This window comes from Amycolatopsis sp. MtRt-6 (genome assembly GCF_017308975.1).
Classification (GTDB): Bacteria; Actinomycetota; Actinomycetes; order Mycobacteriales; family Pseudonocardiaceae; genus Amycolatopsis.
Window position 1 is genome coordinate 174,619 of record NZ_JADWPD010000003.1, and the last position, 12,616, is coordinate 187,234.

A 12,616-nucleotide genomic window follows, 5' to 3' on the forward strand; every position below is an offset into this window, starting at 1 on the left:
CGCTAGCGAGCGGCCGGACCGGCGGAAACCGTGTTTTTACCCCCACCGCGGTGGACCCCGATGAGCCCGGCGGCGTAGCTGTCGCCGTCCGGGAGGCCGGCGACCAGCTCGTCCGACGGCCACCCGGCGAGCCACAGCCGGCGCCGGTCGCGCAGCTCGGCGGCGATGTCGGCGGGGACCGCGGGCAGGTGGAACCGGATCCGCACGTCCCCCGGCAGCACCGCCCAGCCGTCGACCGGCTCGCCCGGCCGCACGTCGAACGCCGCGGCCGCGACCGGCGTCCAGCTGCCGCTCGCCAGGCACCGCGCCGGGCCGGCCAGGCCGGACCGCCACCCGGCCAGGTCGAGCACGACCACCAACCCCGGGATCGGCAGGACCCAGGGCAGCCAGCCGCCGACGACCACGATGATCGCCGCTTCGGCCGCGAACAGGAAGACGGCGACCGCCCACACCGCCACGGTGGCGAACACCAGCCGTCGCCGCAGGACCGCCCGCCGGTTCGCGGGCCGCTTCGGCAGCAGCCGGACCAGGCCGTACGCCGAAGCACCGGCGAAGATCGCGACGAACACCGCGGCGTACCAGACGTCACTCCCCTGGGGCGGGTGCTCGACGAGCCCGGTGACGATCGCCGCGGCCACCAGGAGCCACAGCACCCCGAAGAAGGCCGGCTTCGAGCGGCCGCGACGGCCGTCCGGCCGGGCCTCGCCGGTCGCCCACCACGGCAGGCGGCGGACGAAGACCAGCGCCAGCGTCGCCGCGAAGCCGACCGGCAGCCCGATCGCGGTCGTTTCCGTCCAGCCCTCGACCGCGAGGTGCGCCGCGGCCACCACGGCGAACCACGCGAAGAAGCGCCAGCGCGGTGGATCAGTCATCGGTTCCACATGTCGGACTCCGGCGAACCTGTGTTACCAGCTCGATCCCGACCTGAGAGACTGACCACATGACCGACGCTGAGTTGACCATCCCCGCAGACCTCAAGCCGGCCGACGGCCGCTTCGGCTGCGGACCGTCGAAGGTCCGCGCCGAGCAGCTGAGCGCACTGGCGGAGTCCGGCTCCACCTACCTCGGCACGTCGCACCGGCAGAAGCCGGTCAAGTCCCTCGTCGGGCGCGTCCGGGCAGGCCTGTCCGAGCTGTTCTCCCTGCCCGAGGGCTACGAGGTGATCCTCGGCAACGGCGGCACCACGGCGTTCTGGGACGCCGCCGCGTTCGGCCTGGTCCGCGAGCGTTCGCAGCACTTCACCTACGGCGAGTTCTCGTCGAAGTTCGCGTCCGTGACGAAGGGGGCGCCATTCCTGGCCGACCCGATCGTCGTCAAGGCCGAGCCGGGCAGCGCGCCGGACATCGCCTACGAAGCCGGCGCCGACCTGGTCGGCTGGGCGCACAACGAGACGTCCACCGGCGTGGCCGTGCCGGTCCGCCGCCCCGAGGGCAGCGAAGGCGCCCTGGTCGCGATCGACGCCACCTCCGGCGCCGGCGGTCTCCCGGTCACCGCCGAGGACTTCGACGTCTACTACTTCGCGCCGCAGAAGTCGTTCGCCGCGGACGGCGGCCTGTGGATCGCGCTGGCCTCCCCGGCCGCGGTCGAGCGGATCGGCGAGATCGGCGGCGGCGACCGCTGGATCCCCGAGTTCCTGTCGCTGACCACCGCGCTGGACAACTCCCGCAAGGACCAGACGTACAACACCCCGGCCGTGGCCACGCTGTTCCTGCTCGCCCAGCAGATCGAGTGGATGAACGGCCAGGGCGGCCTCGCCTGGACGACCTCGCGCACGAAGGACTCGTCGTCACGGCTGTACGAGTGGGCCGAGAAGACCAGCTACACCACGCCGTTCGTCAAGGACCCGGACCTGCGCTCGCAGGTCGTCGGCACAGTGGACTTCAGCGACGACGTCGACGCCGCCGCGGTGGCGAAGGTCCTGCGCGCCAACGGGATCGTCGACACCGAGCCGTACCGCAAGCTGGGCCGCAACCAGCTGCGCGTCGGCCTGTTCCCGGCGATCGACCCGGACGACGTCACCAAGCTGACGCAGGCCATCGAGTACGTGGTCGAGCGGCTCAGCTGACCTGAGGCTCCGCGGAGGGGACCTCCACCGCTTCGGCGGCGGGGGTCCCCTTCTTCGTGGTCAGACGCCGGGCCGCGAAGGCGGCGGCGACCAGCAGGACCAGGCCGAACAGCTCGTAGGACTCCGTCGCGAGCCACCAGCCGGGCGAGGACGCCGGCCGCGGGGCGAACCACATCGGGCCGACGATGAACAGCGTCAGGCCCGCGACGACGACCGCGGCCGCCACCCAGCGGACCGCCCGGTCGAAACGCCAGGCGTACCACCCGGCGAGGACCAGGATCGGCACGCACCACGTCCAGTGGTGGGTCCACGAGATCGGCGACACGAGCAGCCCGCCGAGCGCGCACGCGGTGAGCGCGAGCACCGGCTCGGCGGCCCGCACGATGACCACCGCGACCAGCGCCATCACAGCCAGCGCGGCCAGCAGCCACACGAACTCCGGCAGTCCGGCGCGCGCGGTCAGGCCGTGCAGCGACTGGTTGCCGACGTAGTCGACGCCACCGATGCGGCCCGCGTCGAAAACGAGCTTCGTCCAGTAGGTGAAGGACGCCGACGGCCGGATCAGCCACAGCAGCGCGCCGGCCACCACGAAGCCGCCGACCACCCGCGCGGCGGCGCGGAAGTCGCGGCGGAACAGGAAGTAGACGACGAAGACGGCCGGCGTCAGCTTGATCGCCGCCGCCACGCCGATCAGCAGGCCCTTCGTCCGCTTCCGCTCCCCGGGCAGCAGGACGTCGAGCGCCACCAGCAGCATGAGCAGCGCGTTGATCTGCCCGAAGCCCAACGTCGAGCGCACCGGTTCGAGCAACGCGCCGGCGAGCTGGGCGCCGATGGCGACCAGCGCGGCCACGGTCCGGCCGCGCACCTTGGTGGGGTCGGTCAGCGAGCCGTTGAGCGTGGCGACGTAGAGGTAGGCGACCACGCCGGTCGCGACGATCGACGCGATGCTGACCAGCTTCATCGTCACCGCGAACGGCAGCAGGGTGCCGGGCAGGAACACCGCGGCGGCGAACGGCGTGTACGTGAACGGCAGCAGGATCCCGTGCGTGGTCGGCACCCAGGCGTCGTACGGCGAGCCCTGCTCGGCCAGTGCCTTCGCGCCACCCAGGTAGACCTCGAGGTCGAGGCCGTCGAACCGCTTGAGCACCAGGACAAGCACGACGGCAATGACCTCGAGTACCGCGAGCGACCAAGCCAATCTTCGCGCAATTGACTTCCGGGGCTTCGCCCCGGGCCGGGGGCTCCGCCACCCGGACCCCCTAAGAACCCCAGTGAGCGCCACGCGTCCCCCTCGAACCAGGTCTTCGACCGGCCGAGATTACCGGGCGCTCAGCAGCAGCCGTGCACCGGCAAGCGCACTGACCTGGCGTTCGCCGCCCCGGCCGGCCGGTTCGCCGCGGCTTCGGCGTCGGCCAGCATCTTGTCGAGCGTGGCCCGGCCGAGGACGCGGCCCGCGGTGACGACGGTGTCGATCCGCCGGACCGCGCGGATGTCGGCGAGCGGGTCGGCGTCGAGCAGCACCAGGTCGGCGACCTTGCCGGGGGTGATCGTGCCGGCCGTGCCGGCCCGGCCGAGGAACGCGGCCGCGTCGCGGGTCACCGCCTGCAGCGCCCGGCGCGGGCCGAGCCCGGCCTCGACGAGGAAGTCGAGCTCGTCGTGCAGGCTGAACCCCGGGAAGACGTACGGGTTCTGGCAGTCGGTCCCGCCGAGGATGCCGACGCCGGCGCGGTGCGCCTCCCCGGCGAGCCGCAGCTGCGCCTCGAAGTAGACCTCCTGCTGGGCGATCTGCTCGGGCGTGACGGGCGTGAACAGCGGCAGCCAGCCGGTCCAGAGGTCCAGGATCTCCCGCGGGACGTACTTGTTGCGCGGGTCGTGCGCGAACGCGTCGGCGGGCCGCGAAATGACGCGATTGACCGCGAAGGTGGGACTGAGCCAGCTGCCGTGGGTCTTGAGGCCGGCGAAGTGCCGGGCCGCCGTCGCCGGGTCGTAGGCCAGCGCGGCCTGCCGGTCGAGCTCGCGGGCCAGGTTGAAGAAGTCGCGCGGGGCCTTCGGGTCGAACGGCTGCGCGTCCAGGCGGGCGAGGAACTCGTCCCGGCGGCTCGACGTCGCGATCGGCAGCCCGAAGGAGTGCTCGAAGCTGCGCTGCCCGGCCCGGGCGGCGTCGAGCGGGCGAAGCCGGTAGGGCCAGTGCCCGGCGAAGGGCAGGCCGTGGCGCCGGCATTCGTCGGCGATCGCGGCGAAGGCGTCCTTCGGCAGGTAGAAGTACACCTTGACGAAGTCCGACCGCTGCGCGATGGCGGTCCGGACCGCGGCCCGCGCCTCCTCGGCGTTCGCGACCTTGGTGACCGGCGGGCCGAGCAGCGACACCGGGCCGTCGATGATGGCGCTGGCCAGCACGACCCGCGGGCCGAGCAGCTCGCCGCGAGCGATCCTGTCGCGGGTGACGCGGTTTTCGTCGTAGCCCTGCATTTCGCGGATGCCGGTGACGCCGTTGGCCAGGAACAGCGGCGGCGAGGTGTCTTCGTAATCGATGCCGTGGGCGTGCATGTCCCACAGACCGGGCACGAGGAAGCGCCCGCGGCCGTCGACCACCCGCGCGCTCCCGCAGCGCGGCACCTCGGCGGACGGCCCCACCCAGGCGATCCGGTCCCCGACCAGGACGACGGCGGAGTCCGGCCGGGCCGGGCCGTCGGTGCCGTCGACGACGGTGGCCCCGGTGACGACCACGACTTCGGTGCCGGCCGCGACGGCTTCTCGGGCGAAGACCGCGGGAGCGATCCCGGCGGCGGCGAGGCCCGCTCCCGCCGTCGTCAGCCACCGCAGGAAATCGCGCCGGTTCGCCTCGACTCGCAGCACTGCCGCCCCCGCCCTTCGATCGGCTCCCTCCCGCCCATCCAACACCCCGCCGCCGGGGTGGGAGATCTTCCAACGTGCGGAACGCCGGTGCACGGAGTAACTCCACCGTGCACCGGCCGCCTTCCGTCAGGCGAGGGCGCGGGTGGGCGCGAGGCGAGCCGCCCGTACCGCCGGGTAAGCCCCCGCCACCGCGCCCACCAGCGCCGCGACGCCGACGCCGCCGGCCAGCGCTCCCGTCGGCAGCACCGCCGGCCAGCCCTGGCTCAGCGCGTAGCCCGCCGTCACCAGCACCCCGGTCAGCACCCCCGCCAGTCCGCCGAGCCCGGACAAGAGCACCGACTCCGCCAGGAACTGCCCGCGGACCTGCCGCTTCGTCGCCCCGAGCGCCCGGCGCAGCCCGATCTCGCGCCGCCGCTCCAGCACCGAAATCACCATCGTGTTCGCCACCCCGACCCCGCCGACCAGCAACGCGACCCCGCCGAGCCCGAGGAACAGCGCGCTGTAGGTCGTGTCCGTCAGTTTCTGCGCCGCCAGGGCGTCCGACGGCCGGCGGACCTCGACCTCGTTCGGGGCCTGCGGGTTCAGCGTCGCCGCCAGGACCGCGCGCACACTGTCCACTTCGGACTCGGCGGCCCGGACGTACACAGTGGACGGATGGCCGTCGAAGCCGAGCAGCCGCTTCGCCACGTCCCAGCCGACCAGTGCCGAACGCTCGATCTCCGGCGCCAGCGGCATCGGCGCCAGAATGCCCACGACGGTGAACCACTGCGTCCCGATCAGCACCTGCGGCGGCCGCGCCGGGTCGATGCGGTCGATGCCCAGCCGGGCCGCGGCCTGGGACCCGAGCACCGTCACCGGGTAGTTCTGGTTGCCCGCCGCCAGGAACGCACCCAGCCGCACCTTGCCGCCCAGCACCCCGAGCAGGTCCGGCCGCGCCGCGTACACCGCGAGCCCGGACGTGTCGTCCACGGCGATCTTGTCGCTGCGGCGGACACTCGCCGACGTCGTCCCGGTGCCGGCGGCCGCCTCCACCGGGCCGATCCGGCGGGCCATCGCGACCGCGTCGTCCGGCAGCGTCGCGTTGTCGCCGAACAGCGTCTGGCCCGGCCCCGCGGTGAGCAGGTTGGGCCCCAGCGCGGCCAGCCGGTCGTGCAGGGCCTGCGCGCCCGACGCCGGGATCGCCAGCACCGCCACCATCGCCGCGACGCCGATCGCGATGCCCAGCGCGGAAAGCACCGCGCGCACCGGCCGCGTCCGCATGCCGTGGGCCCCGAGCGCGACGACGTCCGGCGGCTTCAGCCGGGCCGGTTCCGGCAGCGTCACCAGCGTCATCGCGCCCCCACCAGCCCGGTGTCCAGCCGCAGCCGCCCGTCGAGCAGTTCGATCCGCCGCGGCATGCCCGCCGCGATCTCGCGGTCGTGGGTGATCACGACGATCGTGGTGCCCTCCGCGGACAGCTCGCCGAGCAGCGCGAGCACCGACGCCCCGGTTCCGGTGTCGAGGTTGCCGGTCGGCTCGTCGGCCAGCAGGATCGCCGGGTCGTTGACGACGGCCCTGGCGATCGCCACGCGCTGGCGTTCCCCGCCCGAAAGCTCGCCGGGGCGGTGCCACGCCCGGTGTCCCAGCTTGACGCGGTCGAGCGCCGCCAAGGCCCGCGCGCGCCGCCGTCGCCGCGGCACCCCGGCGTAGAGCAGGCCGGTGCACACGTTGTCCACCGCACTCATCCCTTCGTCGAGGAAGAACTGCTGGAACACGAACCCGATCCAGCGGGACCGCAACGCGGACACCTTCCGGTCCGAGAGCGTGGCGACGTCGTGGCCGCGCAGCTCGACCCGGCCCGACGACGGCCGGTCGAGCGTGCCCATCAGGTGCAGCAGGGTGGACTTGCCGGACCCGGACGGCCCGACGATCGCCACCATCTCGCCGTCCTCCAGCGAAAGCGAGACGCCGTCGAGCGCGGCGACGCCGCCGGGGTAGGTGCGCGTGACCTCGTGCACGCGCAGCACGGGCGTCACGACGTCGTCACCACCCGCATGCCGGCGGCCAGGCCGGTACCGGAGACCTCGACCTTCCCGCCGCTGAACAGTCCGGTTCGGACGGCGATCAGCCGGCGCTGCCCGTTTTCGTCGACCTCGACCGCGTACCCGCCCTCGGCCAGCGCGAGCAGCGCGCCGACCGGGACCGCGAGCACGCCCTCGCGGACGTCCTTGGTGAACCGGACGGCGGCCGGAGCCGAGTCGAGGCTGCCGGCGGCGGCCGGGTCGTCGAGCTGGACGGTCACGGTGATCTTCGGCTTGCCGTCGTCCTGGCCGGCCGCGTCCTTGCCCTCGACCGCGGTCCGCCCGACGTCGGTGATCGTGCCCGGCGTCGTCTTCCCGTTGATCGTCACGGACGCCTTCGCGCCCTGCTGGGCGAGGCTCTGCTTGGCCGCGTCGAGCTTCACCTGCACCGACCGGACCGTGCCGGTCGTCTTGAGCACCTCACCCTGCGCGGGCGAGCCGAGCTTCGCCGCCAGTGCCGACACGCGCAGCTCGCCCGCCGCCAGCACGACGTCACCCTGGCCCAACGCGCCGGTCTGCTCCAGCCCCAGCGACTTCTGCCACTTCTTCAGCGCGGTCGCCGTGGCCGAGGTGAACTTCTTGTCCGGCGTGCCGAAGCCGCCGAAGCCGCACGCCTTGAGGTTCTCCTCCAGCTGCTTGACGTCGGCGCCGTCGTCCACGCCCGCGGCGAGGTCGCGGTAGAACGGCAACGTGCCGTAGAACAGCGGCACCGGCTTCGCGTCCACTCCGTACACCGCCTGGCAGCGTGTCAGGGTGGCGCCGGCGGCGGGCAGCGACGTGATCGTGCCCGGCTTGCGGCCGCCGACGGCGGATTCGTCGCCGTAGCCGAGGGTGCCGTCGGCCTCCTCTTCCTCGCTCAGGTCGGTCTTGACCACTTCCGCCGTCTCGACCGCGGGTGGCGCGGCCTCCTTGACCGGTGTCGCGCTCGACACCCGGGTCAGGATCACGACGGAGCTGGTGCCCAGCACGACGACCAGGACGGCGGCCGCGACGAGCCAGCGCGCCCGGCCGCGGCGGCGGGGCTTCAGGTGGGTCACGTCGTTCACTTGGCCGCCTCGGAGCGGACCGACATGCCCATGCCGCACGCCTTGGCGGCTTCTTCGAACTTCTTCGGGTCGTCACCCGGCGCGCCGATCCGCATCGCGCCCTTGCCGGTCGGATCGGGATCCGGCATGTCGACGCCGTGCTCCCGCATGCACTTGGCCTGCCGGCGCATCTTGTCGAGCTCCTCGGCGCTCGGCGGCTTCATCTCGCCGCCGTTGGGGAGCAAGGTCTTGCACGCGTTGTGCGCGGCCTCCGCCTTCGAGCGGTCGGTGTCGCCGCCCTCGCCGGGGCCGACGGCGATCATGCCCTTGCCGTCACCGGCCGGTTTCGGGTCGGGCATGTCGACACCGTGCTCGCGCATGCACTTGGCGAACTCCCGCATCTTGTCCTCGTCGCTCTTGCCGCTGTTGTCGGCCGCGGCGGGGCCGCCCGTCTTCGGCGGCGTCGAGATCGAGGCGACCTTCGACCCGTCATCGGGCTTCGCCCCGCAGCCGCCGAGCAGCAGGGCCGTCCCGAGCGCCGCCACGGCGATCCGTATCCGCATGGCTCGATTCCTTTCGTCCGGATGGGTGCCAGGTCTACGGATCGGGGGATTCGGGCGCGCTAAGCGACGTCGCTTATGCGGTCCTTATGGCCTCCCTGCGCAGACTGGGCCGGTGCGCGTGCTGGTGGTGGAGGACGAGCGGTTGCTGGCCGACTCGGTCGCGGAGGGGTTGCGGCGCTTCTCGATGGCCGTCGACGTCTGCTACGACGGCGAGCAGGCCATGGAACGCGTCGGCGTGCACGGCTACGACGTCGTGGTCCTCGACCGCGACCTGCCGAAGGTGCACGGCGACGACGTCTGCGCCGCGGTGGTCCGCGCGGGCGGCGAGGCACGGGTGCTGATGCTGACCGCGGCCGCCGACGTCACCGACCGGGTCGCCGGCCTCGGCCTCGGCGCCGACGACTACCTGACGAAACCGTTCGCGTTCGCCGAGCTGGTCGCCCGGGTGCAGGCGCTGGCGCGGCGCGCGCGGCCGGCGTTGCCGCCGGTGCTGGAACGCGACGGCGTCGTGCTCGACCTGCCGCGTCACCAGGCCGCCCGTGACGGCCGGTTCCTGCTGCTCTCGCCGAAGGAGTTCGCCGTGCTGGAGGTGCTCATGCGGGCGGAGGGCACGGTCGTCAGCGCCGAGGACCTGCTGGAAAAAGCGTGGGACGAGCACGCGGACCCGTTCACCAACGCGGTGCGCGTCGCGGTGATGACGTTGCGGCGCAAGCTGGGCGACCCGCCGGTGATCGAGACCGTGCCCGGCGCCGGCTACCGGTTCGGCGCGTCGTGAAGGGCCTGTCCGTCCGGACGAAGCTGACGGCCTGGTACGGCGCGCTGTTCCTGCTCGCCGGGCTGGTCCTCGTGGTGATCAACTACCTGCTGGTGCAGAGCACGCTGCCGGACCCGGCCCGGTTCGCGACCACGTCGGTGGCCGGCGACGCGGCCTTCGGGGTCGCGCAGAGACTGGAAACCCTCTCGCCCGCCCCGGCGGTGCAGCTGGTCCGCGGGTCGCTGCTCGAGTACCGCACCTCGACGCTGTCGACGCTGGTGGTCGGCTCGGCGATCGCGCTGGTGGCGACGGCGGCGCTGGCGGTGCTGTTCGGCTGGCTGATGGCGGGCCGCGCGCTGCGGCCGCTGCACGACATCACCTCGGCCGCCCGGCGGCTGGAGGCGGGCAAGCTCGACCGGCGGATCAACCTCGAAGGGCCGCCGGACGAGCTGAAGGAGCTGGCGGACACGTTCGACGGCATGCTCGACCGGCTCGCGGAGTCGTTCGACAGCCAGAAGCGGTTCGTCGCGAACGCGTCCCACGAGCTCCGGACGCCGCTGGCGGTGCAGCGGACGCTGGTCGAGGTGGCGATGGCCGACCCGGACGTCCCGCCGGAGCTGAAGAAGCTCGGCACGCACCTGCTCCACACGAACGAGCGCAGCGAGCGGATGATCGAGGGCCTGCTGGTCCTGGCCCGCAGCGACCGCGGGCTGCACGCGCGCACGCCGGTGCGCCTCGACGAGGTCGCGGCGGCGGTGGTCCGGGCGACGGCCGCGCAGGCCGAGGCGGCCGGGGTGACGGTGGAGACGCGCCTGCGGCCGCGGACGGTGGCGGGCGACCCGGTGCTGCTGGAACGGCTGGTGACGAACCTGGTGGTCAACGCGATCACGTACAACGCTTCGGGCGGCTGGGTGTACGTCGAGGTGCGCGGGGACCCGGCGCTGGAGGTGCGGAACTCGGGGCCGGTGGTGCCGCCCGAGGCGGTGCCGACGCTGTTCGAGCCGTTCCGCCGGCTAGGTGGCGCGGAGCGGACCGGGGACACGCGCAACGCGGGACTGGGGCTGTCGATCGTCCGCTCGGTGGCGCAGGCCCACGGCGGGCGCGCGGAGGCCCAGCCGGGGCGGCGTGGCGGGCTCGTGGTGACGGTCCGGCTGCCGTCGTCTTGATCCACTCGATCGTGACTTTGCGTGTCCGGCGTGTCACCCCTTTGCCGCTGACCAGCGTGGGTGACGATGCCAGGGACACGAAATGAACAGTGGGCAGTTCGGTGCGGACTCGGCGCGCCTCGCACGTCAAGCCGACGCGCCGTTCTAACGTGGGCACCCACAACGGTGAAGAAGATCGGGGAGGCGAGAACAATGCGGGCGCTGCGAGTGGTCGGACTGCACGAGGACGGCAAGTCCATCGTGCTCGAAGACCCGGCGAGCCGTACTCGTTTCCTGCTCCCGGCTGATGAGCGACTGCGCGCGGCGGCGCGGGGTGACATCACCCGCCTCGGCCAGATCGAAATCGAGTTGGAGAGCCAGATGCGGCCACGCGAGATCCAGCAGCGCATCCGGGCCGGCGAGTCCGTCGAGCAGGTCGCCGCGAGCGCCGGTGTCTCGACGCAGCGCGTCGAGCGCTACGCCTACCCGGTCCTGCTCGAGCGGTCCCGGACCGCCGAGCTGGCGCAGAGCGCCCACCCGGTCCGCGAAGACGGCCCCGACGTGCAGACGCTCGGCGAGGTCGTCGCGTACAGCTTCGGCGTCCGCGGCCACGACTACTCGCAGGCCACCTGGGACTCCTGGAAGGGCGACGACGGCCGCTGGGTCGTCGTGCTCCGCTGGAAGGCCGGGCGGTCGGACAACCGCGCGCACTGGGCGTTCTCGCCGGGTGCGCACGGCGGCACGGTGACGGCGCTCGACGAGAACGCCGAAGTCCTGCTGGACCCGAACGCCTACCGCGCCCCGCGCACGGTCCGCGCCCTCGAGCCGGCCCGCGAAACGGAGTTCCAGCCGACGCTGGATTCGGTGGAGCCGGAGCACGCCCAGCTGCCGTCGGCCGAGCCGGACCCGGACGACGACACCCGCGAGATCCCGCGTGTCCCGGTGGACCCGGACGAGGACACCGCGGTACCCGAGCCGCGGCCGAAGGCCAAGAAGAACCACCCGATCGTGCCGTCCTGGGAGGACGTGCTGCTCGGGGTCCGCTCGCAGCGCGGCTGAGCCCTCAAGCGCCCCAAGGTGGCCTTCGGTGCGTTGAACGCACCCAAGGCCACCATGGGTGCGTTGAACGCAACCCAGGCCACATTGGGGCGCTAGTCCACCCGCGCGGCGAGCGTCTTCGGCGCCACGAGCCGGTAGGCCTCCCGCACGATCCGGTCGATCTCGGCCCAGTCGACGTCGACGTCCAGCCGCACCCCGAGCCACCCGCGGTGCCCGACGTACGGTGGCCGGAAGAACCTTTCCGGCTCCGTGCGCACCAGTTCCTCCTGCACCCCGGGTGGCGCCGGGCACCAGAAGGCGAGCATGTCGTCGTGGTGGTGGCCGGCGAACATGACGAATGTCTTCCTGCCGCGCACGAACCACGTCGGCTCGCCGTGGCTGAGCCGCTCGGTCGTCTCCGGCAGGGCGAGGCACAACTTGCGCAGCGCGTCCAGCTGCCGCATCAGAACGCGATCACCAGCACGCCGATCCACGCGACCACGACCCCGCCCGCCGCGCCGTAGGCGACCCAGCGCAGGATCGGGGTGCGGCGGATCAGCCACAGCGACGGCGTGATCCCGGCCGTCACGATCACCGAGGCCACCAGCGCCAGCCAGCCGTTGGTCTCGCGGGCCAGCGTCGAGGCCAGCGCCAGCATGGCGACGACGACCACGGCCGCGATGAACGCCGACACCGTCAGCCCGGTCAGCCACGGGGTCGGCTCGCCGGGCGGGCCGGGCGGCCCGAGCACCGACCGGATGAACCGGTGGCCCGGCGCGGTCGACGGCGGAGGCGGCTCGACGACCGTGTCCTCCCCGGTCACCGGATCCACGAACCGCACGGTCGTGCCCATCACCGAGGCCAGCCGTCCGGCCAGCTGGCGGCCGCGCTGCGAGACCACCGCGCCCGCCTCCGCGCCGGAATCGGCGGTGACCGCGGACGCCACGCGCGCCCACTCGTGCAGGGCCTGCGCCAGCTCGGCGCCGATCGCGAGCTTGTGCGGGTCCACCTCGCGCGCGTGCTCCCCGCCCGGGCCGGCCAGCACGGCGCGCTCGCCGCGGATCCGCAGCTCCATGGTGTCCCTTCTCGCGTCGGAAACCAAAACCCCTC

Annotated in this window: 13 protein-coding genes; 4 read left to right on the forward strand and 9 right to left on the reverse strand. The window is 73.1% G+C overall.

The genetic code is table 11. The annotated features are described in order from the left end of the window. Nucleotides 1-2: 2 nt before the first annotated feature. Nucleotides 3-872 carry a hypothetical protein gene (locus I4Q55_RS07060; protein WP_206785207.1) on the reverse strand — a complete coding sequence of 290 codons (870 nt, stop codon included), beginning with the start codon at nt 870-872 and terminating at the stop codon, nt 3-5. A 68-nt stretch (nt 873-940) separates the two neighbouring features. On the opposite strand from I4Q55_RS07060, the gene serC reads away from it, so the two are divergent. After that, nucleotides 941-2,065 (forward strand): phosphoserine transaminase, encoded by a 1,125-nt coding sequence (serC, locus tag I4Q55_RS07065; protein ID WP_206785208.1) that lies wholly within the window; start codon nt 941-943, stop codon nt 2,063-2,065. Here serC and I4Q55_RS07070 read toward each other — a convergent pair. The 6 genes from I4Q55_RS07070 to I4Q55_RS07095 all read right to left on the reverse strand — a co-directional run bounded on the left by I4Q55_RS07070 (nt 2,058) and on the right by I4Q55_RS07095 (nt 8,569). Beyond that, nucleotides 2,058-3,224, reverse strand: coding sequence for a glycosyltransferase 87 family protein (locus I4Q55_RS07070; RefSeq protein WP_307793142.1), 1,167 nt, complete (start codon nt 3,222-3,224; stop codon nt 2,058-2,060). The two genes, serC and I4Q55_RS07070, sit on opposite strands and share 8 nt — an antisense overlap. A gap of 170 nt (nt 3,225-3,394) precedes the next feature. Continuing rightward, the gene (locus tag I4Q55_RS07075) at nt 3,395-4,921 is read right to left on the reverse strand and encodes an amidohydrolase family protein (RefSeq protein ID WP_307793143.1); all 1,527 of its coding nucleotides are present in this window, start codon (nt 4,919-4,921) and stop codon (nt 3,395-3,397) included. Between the two features lie 126 nt (nt 4,922-5,047). Then, the gene (locus tag I4Q55_RS07080) at nt 5,048-6,253 is read right to left on the reverse strand and encodes an ABC transporter permease (protein WP_206785210.1); all 1,206 of its coding nucleotides are present in this window, start codon (nt 6,251-6,253) and stop codon (nt 5,048-5,050) included. Then, nucleotides 6,250-6,936, reverse strand: a complete 687-nt coding sequence (locus tag I4Q55_RS07085) for an ABC transporter ATP-binding protein (RefSeq protein WP_206785211.1) — start codon at nt 6,934-6,936, stop codon at nt 6,250-6,252. The genes I4Q55_RS07080 and I4Q55_RS07085 overlap by 4 nt, the downstream gene beginning before the upstream one ends. Then, nucleotides 6,933-8,027, reverse strand: a complete 1,095-nt coding sequence (locus tag I4Q55_RS07090; protein WP_206785212.1) for a peptidoglycan-binding protein — start codon at nt 8,025-8,027, stop codon at nt 6,933-6,935. The genes I4Q55_RS07085 and I4Q55_RS07090 overlap by 4 nt, the downstream gene beginning before the upstream one ends. Then, a complete protein-coding gene (locus I4Q55_RS07095) occupies nt 8,024-8,569 on the reverse strand; it encodes a hypothetical protein (protein ID WP_206785213.1) in 546 nt (181 codons plus the stop codon). The genes I4Q55_RS07090 and I4Q55_RS07095 overlap by 4 nt, the downstream gene beginning before the upstream one ends. A gap of 112 nt (nt 8,570-8,681) precedes the next feature. On the opposite strand from I4Q55_RS07095, the gene I4Q55_RS07100 reads away from it, so the two are divergent. The 3 genes from I4Q55_RS07100 (at nt 8,682) to sepH (ending at nt 11,527) form a co-directional block, all read left to right on the forward strand. Further along, on the forward strand, nt 8,682-9,344 hold the full coding sequence (locus I4Q55_RS07100) for a response regulator transcription factor (RefSeq protein WP_206785214.1): 663 nt from the start codon (nt 8,682-8,684) through the stop codon (nt 9,342-9,344). Next, nucleotides 9,341-10,489, forward strand: coding sequence for a HAMP domain-containing sensor histidine kinase (locus tag I4Q55_RS07105; protein ID WP_206785215.1), 1,149 nt, complete (start codon nt 9,341-9,343; stop codon nt 10,487-10,489). The genes I4Q55_RS07100 and I4Q55_RS07105 overlap by 4 nt, the downstream gene beginning before the upstream one ends. A 192-nt stretch (nt 10,490-10,681) precedes the next feature. Beyond that, complete coding sequence (gene sepH / locus I4Q55_RS07110; protein WP_206785216.1) at nt 10,682-11,527, forward strand: septation protein SepH; 846 nt, start codon at nt 10,682-10,684, stop codon at nt 11,525-11,527. Between the two features lie 92 nt (nt 11,528-11,619). On the opposite strand, the gene I4Q55_RS07115 is transcribed toward sepH, so the two are convergent. Both I4Q55_RS07115 and I4Q55_RS07120 read right to left on the reverse strand, forming a co-directional pair. Next, on the reverse strand, nt 11,620-11,970 hold the full coding sequence (locus I4Q55_RS07115) for an MmcQ/YjbR family DNA-binding protein (RefSeq protein ID WP_206785217.1): 351 nt from the start codon (nt 11,968-11,970) through the stop codon (nt 11,620-11,622). Then, nucleotides 11,970-12,581 carry a DUF2537 domain-containing protein gene (locus tag I4Q55_RS07120; protein ID WP_206785218.1) on the reverse strand — a complete coding sequence of 204 codons (612 nt, stop codon included), beginning with the start codon at nt 12,579-12,581 and terminating at the stop codon, nt 11,970-11,972. The genes I4Q55_RS07115 and I4Q55_RS07120 overlap by 1 nt, the downstream gene beginning before the upstream one ends. Between the last annotated feature and the right edge of the window lie 35 nt (nt 12,582-12,616).

Excerpts from the sequence above, each read along its gene's own strand:
- sepH (WP_206785216.1), top strand. The coding sequence starts at position 10,682 with ATGCGGGCGCTGCGAGTGGTCGGACTGCACGAGGACGGCAAGTCCATC.
- I4Q55_RS07115 (WP_206785217.1), bottom strand. The coding sequence starts at position 11,970 with ATGCGGCAGCTGGACGCGCTGCGCAAGTTGTGCCTCGCCCTGCCGGAG.
- I4Q55_RS07095 (WP_206785213.1), bottom strand. The coding sequence starts at position 8,569 with ATGCGGATACGGATCGCCGTGGCGGCGCTCGGGACGGCCCTGCTGCTC.
- I4Q55_RS07060 (WP_206785207.1), bottom strand. The coding sequence starts at position 872 with ATGACTGATCCACCGCGCTGGCGCTTCTTCGCGTGGTTCGCCGTGGTG.
- I4Q55_RS07080 (WP_206785210.1), bottom strand. The coding sequence starts at position 6,253 with ATGACGCTGGTGACGCTGCCGGAACCGGCCCGGCTGAAGCCGCCGGAC.
- serC (WP_206785208.1), top strand. The coding sequence starts at position 941 with ATGACCGACGCTGAGTTGACCATCCCCGCAGACCTCAAGCCGGCCGAC.
- I4Q55_RS07120 (WP_206785218.1), bottom strand. The coding sequence starts at position 12,581 with ATGGAGCTGCGGATCCGCGGCGAGCGCGCCGTGCTGGCCGGCCCGGGC.